Raw genomic sequence first — 17,092 nt, 5'->3', positions numbered from 1 at the left:
TCCTTCCTATTGTGAATTATTTGCTAACCTTCACAGCGCCTTGAACAACTACAAGAGATTTCTTAGCACCTGGAACGTTACCTTTTACTAGTAATAAGTTGCGCTCAGTGTCAACTTGAACGATTTCTAAGTTTTGGATAGTAACTTGGTCTCCACCCATACGTCCAGCAAGTTTTTTGCCTTTGAATACACGGTTCGGAGCAACTGGGCCCATTGAACCTGGACGACGGTGATAGCGAGAACCATGAGACATAGGTCCGCGAGATTGTCCGTGGCGTTTGATAACACCTTGGAAACCTTTACCTTTAGAAATTCCTGTTACATCAACGATTTCACCTGTAGCGAATACGTCAACTTTTACCTCTTGACCAACCTCTAATCCGTCCACGTCTGCATCGCGGATTTCGCGAATGAAGCGCTTAGGAGTTGTAGATGCTTTAGCAGTGTGGCCTTGTTCAGGTTTGTTAGTTAACTTTTCACGTTTATCTTCAAATCCTAACTGGATTGCATTGTAGCCATCAGTTTCAGTTGTTTTCTTTTGAAGAACAACGTTTGGATTAGCAGCGATAACTGTTACTGGGATTAACTCACCGTTCTCAGCAAATACTTGAGTCATACCGATCTTTCTTCCTAAGATTCCTTTGGTCATGAGTTACACCTCCTACATTTTTAAGTTATATAAATTATAGTTTGATTTCGATATCTACACCAGATGGTAAGTCTAAACGCATTAATGAATCTACTGTTTGCGGAGTAGGACTCACGATGTCGATTAGACGTTTGTGCGTGCGCATTTCGAATTGCTCACGAGAATCTTTGTACTTATGAACAGCACGAAGAATTGTGTAAACAGTTTTTTCAGTTGGTAATGGGATCGGACCAGAAACTGTTGCCCCAGAACGCTTAGCTGTTTCTACAATTTTCTCAGCTGACTGATCAAGAATACGGTGATCGTAAGCTTTTAAACGGATACGAATTTTTTCTTTTGCCATTATTTTCCCTCCTTCGTTCGCCTATTTCTAAAATAGACCTTCTCCATGGAAATTTCCCCACACCATGCCATGGCAAAGCGGCCGGGTGTGTCAGCAACCTTCCACTTCATCGCAGTCAAAGACCAACATTGTCTATTATACAATGTTATTCGTCTAGATGCAAGCATCTTTTTGTTTGCATCTGCTTTTCTCTACTTTTGCTATTATACATGGCACTTTAAAGAATTTCAAGTTTTCATCTAACAGAATTCATTTTACAGTTTCTGGATTATCTTTTGTTGTTTTTATATTACTATAGAAGAAACTCGTCAAAACAAAAAAACACTCTCTTCTCCCTTATATAAACGCAAACAAAAAACCTAAGGGAAAATCCCTTAGGTTTTTTTATATCAGTTAAGATTACTCAACGATAGTAGCAACTACACCGTAACCTACTGTACGTCCACCTTCACGAATAGAGAATTTAGTTCCCTCTTCGATAGCGATTGGAGCGATAAGTTCGATAGTCATTTCGATGTTGTCACCAGGCATTACCATTTCAGTACCTTCTGGTAATTGGATGATACCAGTTACGTCAGTTGTACGGAAGTAGAACTGAGGACGGTAGTTAGCGAAGAATGGAGTGTGACGTCCACCTTCTTCTTTAGATAATACGAAAACTTCAGCTTTGAATTTAGCGTGAGCTTTTACAGAACCGCTTTTTGCAAGTACTTGTCCACGTTGGATGTCTTCACGAGCAACCCCACGAAGTAAAGCACCGATGTTGTCTCCAGCTTGAGCTTGGTCAAGAAGTTTACGGAACATCTCTACACCAGTTACAGTTGTAGAAGCATTTTCTTCAGCAAGACCGATGATTTCTACTACGTCACCAACTTTAACGATACCGCGCTCAACACGACCAGTAGCAACTGTACCACGACCTGTGATAGAGAATACGTCCTCTACAGGCATTAAGAATGGTTTGTCAGTTTCACGTTCTGGAGTTGGGATGTAAGCATCAACTTCAGCCATTAATTCAATGATTTTTGCTTCCCAATCAGCTTCTCCTTGAAGAGCTTTAAGAGCAGAACCTTTGATTACAGGAATGTCGTCGCCTGGGAATCCGTATTCAGATAATAGGTCGCGAACTTCCATTTCTACTAATTCTAATAATTCTTCGTCATCTACCATGTCGCATTTGTTTAAGAATACAACGATGTAAGGAACACCTACTTGACGAGAAAGAAGGATGTGCTCACGTGTTTGAGGCATTGGGCCATCAGCAGCAGATACTACTAAGATACCGCCGTCCATTTGAGCAGCACCAGTGATCATGTTTTTAACATAGTCAGCGTGACCTGGGCAGTCAACGTGTGCATAGTGACGAGTTTCAGTTTCGTACTCAACGTGTGCAGTTGAGATTGTGATACCGCGCTCTCTTTCTTCTGGAGCAGCATCGATTTGATCGTATCCGCGTGCTTCAGCACCACCAGCTTTTGCAAGAACTGTAGTGATCGCAGCAGTTAATGTAGTTTTACCATGGTCAACGTGGCCGATTGTACCGATGTTAACATGGGGTTTAGAACGTTCGAATTTAGCTTTAGCCATTCTAAATTCCTCCTTAGTTTATATAGGTTATTTTATATTTAGACTAGAAAGTGAAACTTACGTCCCACTTTCTAAGCTTACATAAGTAGTTATACTTGAACAATCGATAAAAATCAATTATTCACCTTTATTTTTTTTGATAATTTCTTCAGAAACAGACTTTGGTACTTCTTCATAGTGGTCAAACACCATAGAGAATGTTCCGCGTCCTTGAGTGTTAGAACGTAATGACGTTGCATAACCGAACATTTCAGAAAGTGGAACCATAGCGCGAACAACTTGTGCGTTACCGCGAGCTTCCATACCTTCTACACGTCCACGACGAGATGTTACGTCACCCATAATGTCACCCATGTACTCTTCAGGAATTACAACTTCAACTTTCATCATTGGCTCAAGAATTACTGGGCTACATTTAGAAACCGCAGCTTTAAGTGCCATAGATGCAGCGATTTTGAACGCCATCTCAGATGAATCGACATCATGGTAAGATCCGTCAACTAATGCAGCTTTAATGTCAACTAGTGGATAACCAGCTAGTACACCATTTTTAAGTGCATCTTCAAGACCTGCTCCAACAGCTGGGATGTATTCACGAGGAACTACACCACCGACGATCTTGTTTTCGAATTCGAATCCTTTACCTTCTTCGTTAGGTTCAAACTCAATCCAAACGTGACCGAATTGTCCACGACCACCAGATTGACGAGCGAACTTACCTTCAACTTTCGCAGCAGCGCGGAAAGTCTCACGGTATGCTACCTGAGGAGCACCAACGTTTGCTTCCACTTTGAATTCACGACGCATACGGTCAACGATGATATCAAGGTGAAGTTCACCCATACCAGCGATGATAGTTTGGCCAGTTTCTTGGTCAGTGTGAGCACGGAATGTTGGATCTTCTTCAGAAAGCTTAGATAATGCTGTACCCATTTTATCTTGGTCAGCTTTAGATTTTGGTTCGATAGCTACAGAGATAACTGGCTCTGGGAATTCCATAGACTCAAGGATAACAAGGCTCTTCTCGTCACAAAGAGTATCACCAGTAGTAGTATCTTTTAAACCTACAGCAGCAGCGATATCACCAGCGTAAACTGTTGAAATCTCTTCACGGCTGTTAGCGTGCATTTGTAGGATACGACCTACACGCTCACGCTTACCTTTAGTTGAGTTTTTCACGTATGATCCAGAGTTTAACACACCAGAGTACACACGGAAGAACGTTAACTTACCAACATAAGGGTCAGTCATGATTTTGAATGCTAAAGCTGCGAATGGTTCTTCATCGCTAGACTTACGTTCTACTTCTTCATCTGTATCCGGTAGAGTACCTTTAATAGCAGGTACATCTAGTGGAGATGGAAGGTAGTCGATAACTGCGTCTAACAGAATTTGAACACCTTTGTTTTTGAATGCAGAACCACAGATTACTGGGAAGAATTCTACAGAAGTTGTAGCCTTACGGATACCAGCTTTAAGCTCTTCTACAGTGATTTCTTCACCTTCTAGGTACTTCATCATCATTTCTTCATCAAGCTCAGCTACCGCTTCAATAAGTTTTCCACGGTATTCTTCAGCTAATTCTTTGTGCTCTTCAGGAATTTCAACACGTTGAATGTCTGTTCCTAAATCGTTACCGTACATGTAAGCACACTCTTCAACAAGGTCAATGATACCATTGAACTCATCTTCAGCACCGATTGGTAACTGAATTGGATGTGCGTTTGCTTGTAAACGATCGTGGATTGTTCCTACAGAGTATAAGAAATCTGCACCGATCTTATCCATTTTGTTAACGAATACGATACGAGGTACGCCGTAAGTAGTAGCCTGACGCCAAACAGTTTCTGTTTGTGGTTCTACACCAGATTGCGCATCAAGTACTGCTACAGCGCCATCAAGTACGCGTAAAGAACGTTCTACTTCTACTGTGAAATCTACGTGTCCTGGAGTATCAATGATGTTTACACGATGACCTTTCCATTGTGCTGTAGTTGCAGCAGAAGTAATTGTGATACCACGCTCTTGCTCTTGCTCCATCCAGTCCATCTGAGATGCACCTTCGTGAGTTTCACCGATTTTATGAATACGTCCTGTGTAGTACAGAATACGCTCAGTTGCTGTTGTTTTACCAGCATCGATGTGAGCCATGATACCAATATTACGAGTGTTTTCTAAAGAGAACTCTCTTGCCATTTGGTGTCTTGCTCCTTCCATATATGGATTGGATTTTTTTATTTTAAGTAGCAAAAAAGCCACTTTATATTGTTACACATGTCAGTATGTCCAGTACTCTCATTATGTAAAACGAGCGCCCGATGAAAGGGAGAGGCATTCTCCCTCTCCACACTTCCATAAGCGACAAATAAAGCGGTTTATGCTTACATTTATTTTACGTTGAATCCTACCAACGGTAATGAGCAAATGCTTTGTTAGCTTCTGCCATTTTATGAGTGTCTTCACGTTTCTTAACAGATGCACCAGCGTTGTTAGCTGCATCTAAGATTTCGTTAGCAAGACGCTCTTCCATAGTTTTTTCACCACGAAGACGAGCGTAGTTTACTAACCAACGAAGACCTAAAGTTGTACGGCGTTCTGGACGAACCTCAACTGGAACTTGGTAGTTAGCACCACCAACACGACGAGCGCGTACTTCAAGAACAGGCATGATGTTCTTAAGAGCTTGCTCGAATACTTCCATTGGCTCTTTACCAGTACGTTCGTTTACGATATCGAACGCATTATAAAGAATTGTTTGAGATTTACCTTTTTTACCGTCAACCATCATTTTGTTGATAAGGCGTGTTACTAGCTTCGAATTGTACATTGGATCTGGTAACACGTCACGTTTCGCAACAGGTCCTTTACGAGGCATATTGAGTTCCTCCTTTCATTTTAAAGTTATTATTTTTTAGCAGGTTTTGGTCTCTTAGTACCATATTTAGAACGTCCTTGCATACGTTTGTCAACACCAGCTGTGTCAAGCGCACCACGAACGATGTGGTAACGTACCCCCGGTAAATCCTTTACACGACCACCGCGAATTAATACTACGCTATGCTCTTGTAGGTTATGACCGATACCTGGGATGTAAGCTGTAACCTCGATACCGTTTGTTAAACGTACACGAGCGTATTTACGTAACGCTGAGTTAGGTTTCTTTGGAGTCATTGTACCAACACGAGTACATACACCACGTTTTTGAGGTGCAGAGATATCAGTTGATTTTTTCTTTAAAGAGTTAAAACCTTTGTTTAACGCAGGTGATTTAGATTTCCATACTTTATCAGTACGACCATTTCTCACTAATTGGTTAATAGTAGGCATTTGATTATCCTCCCTTCGCATGTTTGTATGACCACATATCCAGGTGGTTCATTATTAGTTGAAAACAAAGTTTTTGCAAGGAAGAGCAAATGCTCTCTCCTCACAAAAACAGTTTTAACTTATTATTCCTATTGCTGAAGCTCCCACTTGAATCCCCGAAGCTTTACCAAGCTTACGAACTGATTCAACTTTTGTTATGGGCACGTTATATTGCATTGCAACACGAATGATAGCATGGGTTAACCGCATGTCAGCATCCTCTGCGATGACAACTTCTTTAACTGTACCATTTTTGATTGCCTCCAATGTGCGTTTATGACCAACGACTACATTTTCAGCAGTTGATACTTTTTGATAAGACATATAAATATCCTCCAAAGCATCGTTCAGGAGCAACCTTGATTATAGTAACATTTTGACTCATACAATGTCAACTAAGATTAATTGTTTTTATACAAAATTTATGCCGGAAAATTTTACTGTTCCACATAAACCTCATCGTTTTCTACATTCATGTCATCTTGTGTTGTTTTTACAAGATCCACTTTGCGATAACGATTCATACCTGTTCCAGCAGGAACAAGTTTACCGATAATAACATTTTCTTTTAATCCTAGAAGTTCATCGCGTTTACCCTTAATTGCTGCATCAGTTAAGACACGAGTTGTTTCTTGGAACGATGCTGCAGATAAGAATGAATCTGTTTCAAGTGAAGCTTTTGTAATACCAAGTAGAACAGGTCTAGCTGTTGCTGGTTGCTTACCTTGCAGTAAGACCTTAGCATTCGCATCAGTGAACTGATGGATATCTAGTAATGTTCCTGGTAATACATCTGTTTCACCTGCATCACTTACACGAACTTTACGTAACATTTGACGTACCATTACTTCTACGTGTTTGTCACCAATTTCTACCCCTTGCATACGGTATACTTTTTGAACTTCACGTAATAAGTATTCTTGAACCGCCGTAATGTCCGTTACTTTTAGTAATTCTTTCGGATCAATAGAACCTTCTGTTAACTCTTTACCGTGGCTAATTGGCTGTCCTGGAGTTACTTTCAGACGAGCACCGTAAGGAATAGCATACGTACGAGCTTCAACTTCACCCTGTACAACTACTTCTTGGCGATCTTTAACGTCGTTGATCGCTGCGATAACACCGTCGATTTCACTGATAACTGCCTGACCTTTCGGATTACGAGCTTCGAAGATCTCTTGGATACGAGGTAAACCTTGAGTGATATCATCTCCGGCAACCCCACCTGTATGGAATGTACGCATCGTTAACTGTGTACCTGGCTCACCGATAGATTGAGCTGCGATAATACCTACCGCTTCTCCTACTTCTACGTCTGTTCCAGTTGCTAAGTTACGACCGTAACACTTCTTACATACACCGTGGCGAGTGTTACACGTAAACGCTGAACGAATGTTTACAGTTTCAACACCCGAATTTTCAACGATATGAGCGATATCTTCAGTAATTAATTGATTTTCAGCAACTAATACTTCACCTGTTTCAGGATGTTTTACAGTTTTTCTTGCAAAACGTCCAACAAGACGATCATATAATGACTCGATAACTTCATTACCCTCTTTAATCGCACCGATTAATAAACCGCGATCTGTTCCACAATCATCTTCACGAACGATTACATCTTGTGCAACGTCAACAAGACGACGTGTTAAGTAACCAGAATCGGCAGTTTTAAGTGCTGTATCAGCAAGACCTTTACGCGCACCGTGCGTAGAGATGAAGTACTCAAGTACTGTTAAACCTTCACGGAAACTCGATTTGATTGGAAGTTCGATGATACGACCAGATGGATTGGCCATAAGACCACGCATACCAGCAAGCTGAGTAAAGTTAGATGCGTTACCACGGGCACCTGAGTCACTCATCATGAAGATTGGGTTGCGTTTATTCAAGGATTTCATCAGTTTTCCTTGGATAACATCTTTTGCATTACTCCAAATAGAGATAACGCGATCGTAACGTTCTTCTTCCGTGATTAAACCGCGACGGAATTGTTTAATTACATTATCTACTTTTGCTTGTGCTTCGTGGAGAATTTCATCTTTTTCGCCTAATACAAGAATGTCAGATACCCCAACTGTAATACCAGCTTTTGTAGAGTACTTGAATCCTAAGTTTTTCATACGGTCAAGCATGCGAGACGTTTCTGTAATTTGGAAACGTTTGAATACTTCCGCAATGATGTTACCAAGGATTTTCTTGCTAAATGGCGCCACTTCTTCGCGACTAGCAATAATTTCTTTAATGTTCGCACCTTTTTCAACGAAATATTTCGCTGGTGTTTCTTTTTCAAGGTTTGAATTTGTTGGTTCATTAATATAAGGGAACGACTCTGGTAAGATTTCGTTAAATATTAATTTACCAACTGTTGTTAATAGAAGCATACTCTTTTGCTCTTCAGTAAATGTTGCGTTGTTTACTGCACTTGCAGCTACTGCAACACGTGTATGAAGATGAACATATCCATTTTGATATGCAAGCAATGCTTCGTTTGCATCTTTGAAGACCATACCTTCACCGATTGCACCTTCACGCTCAAGTGTTAAGTAATAGTTACCTAATACCATATCCTGAGATGGAGTAACAACTGGTTTACCGTCTTTCGGGTTCAAGATGTTTTGTGCCGCTAACATAAGAAGACGAGCTTCAGCTTGAGCTTCTGATGATAAAGGTACGTGAACGGCCATTTGGTCACCGTCAAAGTCCGCGTTGTATGCAGTACATACAAGTGGGTGAAGACGGATTGCGCGACCTTCTACTAATGTAGGTTCAAACGCCTGGATACCAAGACGGTGAAGTGTTGGTGCGCGGTTTAGAAGTACTGGATGTTCTTTAATCACAGACTCTAAAACGTCCCAAACTTCAGGTTGTACACGCTCGATTTTACGTTTCGCACTCTTAATGTTATGTGCTAATCCTTTTTCAACTAACTCTTTCATTACGAAAGGTTTGAACAGTTCAAGCGCCATTTCTTTTGGTAATCCACATTGATACATCTTTAAGTTCGGTCCTACAACGATTACAGAACGACCAGAGTAGTCAACACGTTTACCTAATAAGTTTTGACGGAAACGTCCTTGTTTACCTTTAAGCATGTGAGATAGTGATTTTAATGGACGGTTACCTGGTCCAGTAACTGGACGGCCACGACGACCATTATCGATTAATGCGTCTACAGCTTCTTGTAACATACGTTTTTCGTTTTGAACGATGATGCTTGGTGCACCTAAGTCCAATAGACGTTTTAAACGATTGTTACGGTTAATTACACGACGGTATAAGTCGTTTAAGTCAGAAGTAGCAAAACGTCCACCGTCTAACTGTACCATTGGGCGTAGTTCTGGCGGAATTACTGGTAGAACATCTAAGATCATCCAAGACGGTTCATTTCCAGAGTTACGGAATGCTTCTAATACTTCTAGACGTTTAATAGCACGAGTACGGCGTTGTCCTTGTGCTGTTTTTAATTCTTCTTTTAAGAAGTCTACTTCTTTATCTAAATCGATGTCTTGTAGTAGCTTTTTAATTGCTTCTGCACCCATAGCAGCTTGGAATGTGCTACCATATCGATCACGATATGCACGGTATTCTTTTTCAGAAAGTAATTGCTTCTTATCAAGTGGTGTATCTCCACTTTCTGTTACAACATAAGAAGCGAAATAAATTACTTCTTCAAGCGCGCGAGGGGACATGTCTAAGACAAGTCCCATGCGGCTCGGGATACCTTTGAAATACCAAATATGAGATACAGGAGCAGCTAATTCGATATGACCCATACGTTCACGACGTACTTTTGCACGCGTTACTTCAACGCCACATCGATCACAAACTACACCTTTATAACGTACACGTTTGTATTTTCCGCAATGACATTCCCAGTCCTTTTGTGGTCCGAAAATACGCTCACAGAACAAGCCATCTTTTTCAGGCTTTAACGTACGATAGTTAATAGTTTCTGGTTTCTTAACTTCACCGTATGACCAAGAACGAATCTTGTCAGGTGAAGCAAGTCCAATCTTCATATATTCAAAGTTATTTACATCTATCAAGGGGCCTACCTCCCTTTTAGTCTACAGGTTATCCCAATTATTCCTTAGTTGTCTCAACTTCGACATTCAATTTATCTGCTGATTGATGATCATCGTCATCTTCTGTATCACGCATTTCAATTTCTGTATCGTCGCTAGACATCATTTTAACGTCCATACCTAAACTTTGCAGCTCTTTAATCAATACTTTGAATGATTCAGGAACGCCTGGTTCTGGAACATTTTCGCCTTTAACAATTGCTTCATAAGTCTTAACACGTCCAACAACATCATCAGACTTCACTGTTAAGATTTCTTGAAGAGTATAAGCAGCACCGTAAGCTTCAAGTGCCCAAACCTCCATCTCACCGAAACGCTGTCCACCGAACTGAGCTTTACCTCCAAGAGGTTGCTGCGTTACAAGTGAGTATGGTCCAGTAGAACGAGCATGAAGTTTATCGTCAACCATGTGCGCAAGTTTAATCATATACATGACACCAACAGATACGCGGTTATCGAATGGTTCACCAGTACGTCCGTCATACAGGATTGTTTTCGCGTCATTTGCCATACCAGCTTCTTCAATTGTGCCCCAAACATCTTCCTCACGAGCACCATCGAATACTGGTGTTGCAATGTGAATGCCAAGGTATCTTGCTGCCATACCAAGATGAAGCTCTAATACCTGACCGATATTCATACGAGATGGTACCCCTAATGGGTTTAACATGATATCGATTGGCGTACCGTCTGGTAAGTAAGGCATATCTTCTTCTGGTAAAATACGAGAAATAACACCTTTGTTACCGTGACGTCCGGCCATCTTGTCACCTTCAGAAATTTTACGTTTTTGAACGATATATGCACGTACAAGTTGATTCACGCCTGGTGGCAATTCATCGCCATCTTCACGGTTGAATACTTTTACGTCTAAGATAATACCGCCACCACCGTGTGGTACACGTAGTGATGTATCACGTACTTCACGCGCTTTTTCTCCAAAGATAGCATGTAATAGACGTTCTTCAGCTGTTAATTCTGTTACACCTTTAGGTGTTACTTTACCAACAAGTAAATCTCCATCTTTTACTTCAGCACCAACGCGAATGATACCGCGCTCGTCAAGGTTACGTAATGCGTCTTCCCCAACGTTTGGAATGTCACGTGTAATTTCTTCTGGTCCAAGTTTCGTATCACGAGCTTCTGATTCATATTCTTCAATATGAATAGAAGTGTACACATCATCTTTTACAAGGCGCTCACTCATGATGATCGCATCCTCGTAGTTATAACCGTCCCAAGTCATGAAGCCAACAAGCACGTTACGTCCAAGTGCTAGTTCACCTAATTCCATAGAAGGACCATCCGCAAGGATTTCACCTTTTACAACTTCATTTCCAACACTTACGATTGGACGTTGGTTGTAACAAGTTCCTTGGTTAGAACGAATGAATTTTTGCATTTTGTAGCGATCTAAGTCGCCTTTTACTGTTTGACCGTCAACTTCTACATAGCGACGTACCCAAACTTCACGTGCTTCTACGCGCTCAACAACACCAGGATGTTTACAGATTACTGCAGCACCTGAGTCTTTTGCTGATACGTACTCCATACCTGTACCTACAATCGGAGATTCCGGATTCATTAACGGAACCGCCTGACGTTGCATGTTCGCTCCCATAAGTGCGCGGTTAGAGTCATCGTTTTCTAAGAACGGAATACAAGCTGTCGCTGCCGACACTACTTGTTTTGGAGATACATCCATGTAGTCGATGCGTTCTCTATTTGTGACAATGTTTTCACCACGGAAACGAGCTACGATATCTTCACTTAGGAATTCACCTTCGTCAGATAATTTCATATTCGCTTGGGCTACAACATAATTATCTTCTTCATCTGCTGTTAAGTAATCAACATGCCCTGTTACAAGACCAGTTTCTGGGTCAACACGACGGTATGGTGTTTCAATGAAACCAAACTCATTTACTTTCGCGAACGAAGATAATGAGTTAATCAAACCGATGTTTGGTCCCTCTGGTGTTTCAATCGGACACATACGACCGTAGTGAGAGTAATGAACGTCACGCACTTCAAAGCCTGCGCGCTCACGCGTTAAACCACCAGGTCCTAATGCAGATAGTCTTCGTTTGTGAGTTAACTCTGCTAATGGATTTGTTTGGTCCATAAACTGAGATAACTGAGAACTTCCGAAGAACTCTTTAATAGATGCAATAACAGGACGAATATTAATTAGTGCCTGTGGTGTAATCGCATTTGTATCTTGGATCGACATTCTCTCACGAACAACACGTTCCATACGAGAAAGACCGATACGGAATTGATTTTGTAATAGTTCTCCAACAGAACGCAGACGACGGTTTCCTAAATGGTCAATATCATCTGTATCCCCTACTTTGTATAGTAGGTTGAAGAAGTAACTGATAGAAGCAAGGATATCACCTGGTGTGATGTGTTTCACATCACGAGTAATGTTTGCATTACCAATTACATTAATTACGCGTTCGCCTTCCGACTCAGGAGCATAAATCTTAATAGATTGCAGCTCAACATCGCCTTCTACCACTCCACCCATTGGTTTCGCTGTTTTGAATCCAATGTTTTTCTCTAAGTAAGGTAAAATGCGATCAAGTGTACGACGATCTAAGATTGTTCCTTCTGCCGCTAAAATTTCACCAGTTTCTGGATCCACTAATGTTTCAGCTAAACGTTGATTAAACAATCTGTTTTTAATGTGTAACTTCTTGTTGATCTTATAGCGACCTACATTTGCTAAATCGTAGCGCTTTGGATCGAAGAAACGAGACACAAGTAAGCTCTTAGCATTTTCTACTGTTGGTGGTTCACCAGGACGTAGACGCTCATAAATTTCAAGCAATGCTTTTTCTGTGCTATCTGTGTTGTCTTTTTCTAATGTGTTGCTTAAGTATTCGTTATCACCTAAAAGCTCGGTGATTTCTTGATCAGAGCCAAACCCTAATGCGCGTAACAAAACAGTTACAGGAAGTTTACGCGTACGGTCAATACGCACATATACAACATCCTTAGCATCTGTCTCATACTCTAACCAAGCTCCGCGGTTTGGAATTACAGTAGCAGTAAAACCACGTTTTCCGTTTTTATCCACTTTGCCACTATAGTATACGCTTGGAGAGCGAACTAACTGGGAAACGATAACACGTTCTGCACCGTTAATTACGAATGTTCCAGTCTCTGTCATGAGTGGGAAATCTCCCATGAACACATCTTGTTCTTTTACTTCACCAGTTTCCTTGTTGATTAGACGCACTTTTACACGAAGTGGTGCTGCATACGTCACATCACGCTCTTTGCATTCGTCTACAGAGTATTTAGGTTCACCTAAGCTGTAGTCGATAAATTCAAGCGATAGATTTCCCGTAAAGTCTTCAATCGGAGAAATGTCTTGGAACATTTCTCGCAAACCCTCATCAAGAAACCACTGATAAGAAGAGGTTTGAATTTCGATAAGATTTGGTAACTCTAATACTTCACTAATACGGGCATAACTTCTTCGTTGGCGGTGGCGTCCGTATTGAACTAGTTGACCTGTCAACTGCTTCACCCCTCAAATCATGAGTATTATAAATGCACAAAAAAATTTGTGCAAAATCACAAATAAATACAACTACTGCTATTAGCGTAGTCTCTTTCTCTTAAAGATAAATACGTTGAGTCTTTCTACCTGCTCAAAAAAGAAAAATGGCTTCTATAAGAAAACCATCATTCTGTTTCATAATCTGCTGATTTTACTATCTTTTCCAAGAGAAACAAAAATATACATCTTTCTCAACGCAGAAAATCATATATTGGCATTGTATAATGTTAACATAGCCAAAAATAACCGTCAACGTTTTTTTGATTTTATGATATAATATCCTTTTTTCTTTTCTACAACCTCAACTTCAGAAAATACTTCTTCTAGTTTTTTTAGCGCAGACGGTGCACCTTGTTTCTTTTGAATAACAATCCAAAGCTCTCCATCTGGAACTAAATACTCCACAGCTTTTTCTAAAATCTCATGTACGATATCTTTACCCGCACGAATTGGAGGGTTAGATAGAATAGCAGCATACTTACCATCTACATTTTCATAGACGCTACTTTGAAAAATACGTATATTCTCGATTTTGTTATTAGCGGCGTTTTCTTTCGCAAGCCCAAGTGCCCTCTCGTTCACATCCACCATGTGAACTTCACGACCTTGAAACTCTTTCGCTAACGACAAACCAATAGGACCGTATCCGCAACCTACGTCTAATATATCACCTTTAATATCTGGCATTTGAAACGCTTCAATTAAAAGACGGGAACCAAAGTCCACTTCGTTTTTCGAGAACACCCCATGGTCAGATAAGAAAGTGAATCGAGATCCACGAAGGGCAAACTCCCATCGCTTACGATCACTTTTACTAGAAGGGTCGTTAGAAAAATAATGGTCTGCCATATGGCCACCTCTTTTCTTTACAGTTAAAAAAAAAGCTCGCATGAGAGCGAGCTTTTTTTAAAGCATCAAAAGTTAATTACTTAACTTCTACAGCAGCGCCAACTTCTTCAAGTTTAGCTTTGATTTCTTCAGCTTCTTCTTTAGCAGCAGCTTCTTTGATTACTTTTGGAGTGTTGTCAACTAATTCTTTAGCTTCTTTTAAGCCAAGACCAGTGATTTCACGAACAACTTTGATAACTTTGATTTTTTGTGCACCAGCGCTAGTTAGTTCCACATCAAATTCAGTTTTCTCAGCAGCAGCTTCTCCAGCGCCACCAGCAACAGCTACAGGAGCAGCAGCAGTTACGCCGAATTCTTCCTCGATAGCTTTTACTAAGTCGTTAAGTTCTAATACAGTCATAGATTTAACTGCTTCAATGATTTGTTCTTTAGTCATTGTAAATATCCTCCCTTAAATAGGTTTGTATTGTTTTATCGATAATACGTAATTATCTTTTAAAAAATTAAGCGCCTTGCTCTTCCTTTTGGTCTGCAACTGCTTTAGTAGCAAGTGCAAGGTTACGGATTGGAGCTTGAAGAACGCTAAGAAGCATAGAAAGTAAGCCTTCACGTGATGGAAGAGTAGCGATTGCTTTAACCTCATCAAGTGTTACAAGTTTACCTTCGATTACGCCCGCTTTAATTTCTAAAGCTTCATGATCTTTAGCGAAGTCGTTTAATACTTTCGCAGGAGCAACTACATCCTCGTTACTGAACGCGATTGCGTTTGGTCCTGTTAAGAATTCATTTAACTCAGCCATTTCAGCAGATTCTGCAGCACGACGAGTTAGAGAGTTTTTGTAAACTTTGAACTCAACGCCAGCTTCACGTAATTGCTTACGTAATTCTGTTGCTTCAGAAACTGTTAAACCACGGTAGTCAACAACGATTGTAGATTTACTAGCGCGAAGTTTGTCCGCGATTTCAGTTACAACTTGTTGTTTAGTTTCGATTACTTTGCTCATGTTATTACACCTCCTGTAGATTATATAGAAGATGTACCGAAAGTGCACTAAAAACCTCCATGCCCAACTTGTAGACATGGAGGCATATAGTCACAGAAAAAAGATTCCGCTTCGTATATTAACACCTAGGTAGGAAATTAAGTCTATTGACACCTACTGTCTACGGTACACTAATTAAATTCACAACATAAATGATTATATTAAAACTTCTTTATGAAGTCAACTTCCAAAATTTACGCTAATGTAGAAACGTCTACACGTACGCCAGGTCCCATTGTAGAAGCAACTGTTACGTTCTTCATGTAAGTACCTTTTGCAGCAGCTGGCTTAACTTTTTGTAAAGTGTCAGCAATTGTTTTGAAGTTTTCTACTAATTTAGCATCTTCGAAAGATACTTTACCGATTGGAACGTGGATGTTACCAGCTTTATCAACGCGGTATTCAACTTTACCAGCTTTGATTTCGTTAACAGCTTTAGTTACATCGAAAGTAACTGTTCCAGTTTTAGGGTTTGGCATTAAACCTTTAGGTCCTAATACGCGACCAAGTTTACCAACTTCACCCATCATGTCAGGAGTTGCTACTACTACATCGAAATCGAACCAACCTTGTTGGATTTTACCGATGTAATCAGTATCGCCTACGAAGTCAGCTCCAGCAGCTTCAGCTTCTTTAGCTTTTTCACCTTTAGCAAATACTAATACACGTTGTACTTTACCAGTACCGTGTGGAAGAACAACTGCACCACGGATTTGTTGGTCAGCTTTCTTAGGGTCAACACCTAAACGGAATGCAGCTTCTACAGTTGCATCAAATTTAGCTGTGTTTGTTTTCTTTACTAATTCTACTGCTTCTGTTGCAGAGTAAGCAGCTGCACGATCAACAAGCTTTGCAGCTTCTACGTACTTTTTACCTCTTTTAGCCATTTTTATTTCCTCCTCGAATGTGGTTTTAGCGGAATAACCTCCCACGTTTACGCCTGTTTTCAGGTATAACCTGAGGATGAGCGCCATCCATTTATTTAAAAACGATAATCATTTACGATAATAAAGGTTGCGAATTGGAATTCCAGACCCGCAACCTTTTTTAAAAACAAATCGAATTAGTCTTCGATAACGATGCCCATACTGCGTGCAGTACCTTCAACCATACGCATTGCAGCTTCTACGCTAGCAGCGTTTAGGTCAGGCATTTTAGTTTCAGCGATTTCGCGTACTTTATCACGCTTAACAGTTGCCACTTTATTACGGTTTGGTTCACCAGAACCAGACTCAATACCAGCTACTTTCTTAAGAAGAACAGCAGCAGGAGGAGTTTTAGTAATGAAAGTGAATGAACGGTCCTCAAATACCGTAATTTCAACAGGGATGATAAGACCAGCTTGATCTGCTGTACGAGCGTTAAACTCTTTGCAGAAGCCCATGATGTTAACACCTGCTTGTCCTAATGCTGGACCAACTGGTGGAGCTGGGTTAGCTTTACCTGCAGGAATTTGAAGCTTTACCATTTTAATTACCTTTTTAGCCACGAGACACACCTCCTTAAGTCCGTGATGTGGTCAATTGGACAGTGATTTGCCCTCCCACGTCATATTTTATCTGTAAGGATAAAATCTTTCAAAAAACGTCTCCG

Annotated in this window: 14 protein-coding genes and 1 other annotated feature; all 14 genes read right to left on the bottom strand. The window is 40.6% G+C overall.

All coding sequences use genetic code 11. The annotated features are described in order from the left end of the window. Positions 1-16 precede the first annotated feature (16 nt). The 14 genes from rplC to rplK all read right to left on the bottom strand — a co-directional run bounded on the left by rplC (position 17) and on the right by rplK (position 16,988). Positions 17-649 carry a 50S ribosomal protein L3 gene (gene rplC, locus ACS2CR_RS20375; protein WP_000160207.1) on the bottom strand — a complete coding sequence of 211 codons (633 nt, stop codon included), beginning with the start codon at positions 647-649 and terminating at the stop codon, positions 17-19. A 34-nt stretch (positions 650-683) separates the two neighbouring features. Continuing rightward, the gene (gene rpsJ, locus ACS2CR_RS20370) at positions 684-992 is read right to left on the bottom strand and encodes a 30S ribosomal protein S10 (RefSeq protein WP_001040596.1); all 309 of its coding nucleotides are present in this window, start codon (positions 990-992) and stop codon (positions 684-686) included. 399 nt (positions 993-1,391) lie between these two features. Next, complete coding sequence (tuf, locus tag ACS2CR_RS20365; RefSeq protein WP_001029614.1) at positions 1,392-2,579, bottom strand: elongation factor Tu; 1,188 nt, start codon at positions 2,577-2,579, stop codon at positions 1,392-1,394. Positions 2,580-2,696: 117 nt separating this feature from the next. After that, positions 2,697-4,775, bottom strand: coding sequence for an elongation factor G (fusA, locus tag ACS2CR_RS20360; RefSeq protein ID WP_000090370.1), 2,079 nt, complete (start codon positions 4,773-4,775; stop codon positions 2,697-2,699). Between the two features lie 208 nt (positions 4,776-4,983). Beyond that, positions 4,984-5,454 (bottom strand): 30S ribosomal protein S7, encoded by a 471-nt coding sequence (rpsG, locus tag ACS2CR_RS20355; RefSeq protein WP_001137491.1) that lies wholly within the window; start codon positions 5,452-5,454, stop codon positions 4,984-4,986. A 29-nt stretch (positions 5,455-5,483) separates the two neighbouring features. Further along, positions 5,484-5,906: a 30S ribosomal protein S12 gene (rpsL, locus tag ACS2CR_RS20350; RefSeq protein WP_001142341.1), complete on the bottom strand. Its 423-nt coding sequence runs from the start codon at positions 5,904-5,906 to the stop codon at positions 5,484-5,486. 114 nt (positions 5,907-6,020) lie between these two features. Beyond that, positions 6,021-6,269, bottom strand: a complete 249-nt coding sequence (locus ACS2CR_RS20345) for a 50S ribosomal protein L7ae-like protein (RefSeq protein ID WP_000121837.1) — start codon at positions 6,267-6,269, stop codon at positions 6,021-6,023. Positions 6,270-6,382: 113 nt separating this feature from the next. Then, the gene (gene rpoC / locus ACS2CR_RS20340; protein WP_000567939.1) at positions 6,383-9,994 is read right to left on the bottom strand and encodes a DNA-directed RNA polymerase subunit beta'; all 3,612 of its coding nucleotides are present in this window, start codon (positions 9,992-9,994) and stop codon (positions 6,383-6,385) included. Positions 9,995-10,031: 37 nt separating this feature from the next. Beyond that, on the bottom strand, positions 10,032-13,565 hold the full coding sequence (rpoB, locus tag ACS2CR_RS20335) for a DNA-directed RNA polymerase subunit beta (protein ID WP_000147553.1): 3,534 nt from the start codon (positions 13,563-13,565) through the stop codon (positions 10,032-10,034). 291 nt (positions 13,566-13,856) lie between these two features. Further along, the gene (locus ACS2CR_RS20330; protein ID WP_000763262.1) at positions 13,857-14,456 is read right to left on the bottom strand and encodes a class I SAM-dependent methyltransferase; all 600 of its coding nucleotides are present in this window, start codon (positions 14,454-14,456) and stop codon (positions 13,857-13,859) included. A gap of 76 nt (positions 14,457-14,532) precedes the next feature. Next, positions 14,533-14,892: a 50S ribosomal protein L7/L12 gene (gene rplL, locus ACS2CR_RS20325; protein ID WP_000159736.1), complete on the bottom strand. Its 360-nt coding sequence runs from the start codon at positions 14,890-14,892 to the stop codon at positions 14,533-14,535. A gap of 67 nt (positions 14,893-14,959) precedes the next feature. Next, positions 14,960-15,460: a 50S ribosomal protein L10 gene (rplJ, locus tag ACS2CR_RS20320; protein ID WP_000048716.1), complete on the bottom strand. Its 501-nt coding sequence runs from the start codon at positions 15,458-15,460 to the stop codon at positions 14,960-14,962. Positions 15,461-15,499: 39 nt separating this feature from the next. After that, positions 15,500-15,644: a sequence feature (ribosomal protein L10 leader region), on the bottom strand. 49 nt (positions 15,645-15,693) lie between these two features. Continuing rightward, complete coding sequence (gene rplA / locus ACS2CR_RS20315; RefSeq protein ID WP_001987630.1) at positions 15,694-16,386, bottom strand: 50S ribosomal protein L1; 693 nt, start codon at positions 16,384-16,386, stop codon at positions 15,694-15,696. Between the two features lie 176 nt (positions 16,387-16,562). Beyond that, positions 16,563-16,988 carry a 50S ribosomal protein L11 gene (gene rplK, locus ACS2CR_RS20310; RefSeq protein WP_001085872.1) on the bottom strand — a complete coding sequence of 142 codons (426 nt, stop codon included), beginning with the start codon at positions 16,986-16,988 and terminating at the stop codon, positions 16,563-16,565. Positions 16,989-17,092: the final 104 nt, after the last annotated feature.

It is taken from the genome of Bacillus cereus group sp. BceL291 (assembly GCF_051776705.1).
Taxonomy (GTDB): domain Bacteria; phylum Bacillota; class Bacilli; order Bacillales; family Bacillaceae_G; genus Bacillus_A; species Bacillus_A cereus.
Note: the sequence above shows the minus strand (reverse complement) of the source record. Positions and strands in the feature narration are given on the sequence as shown.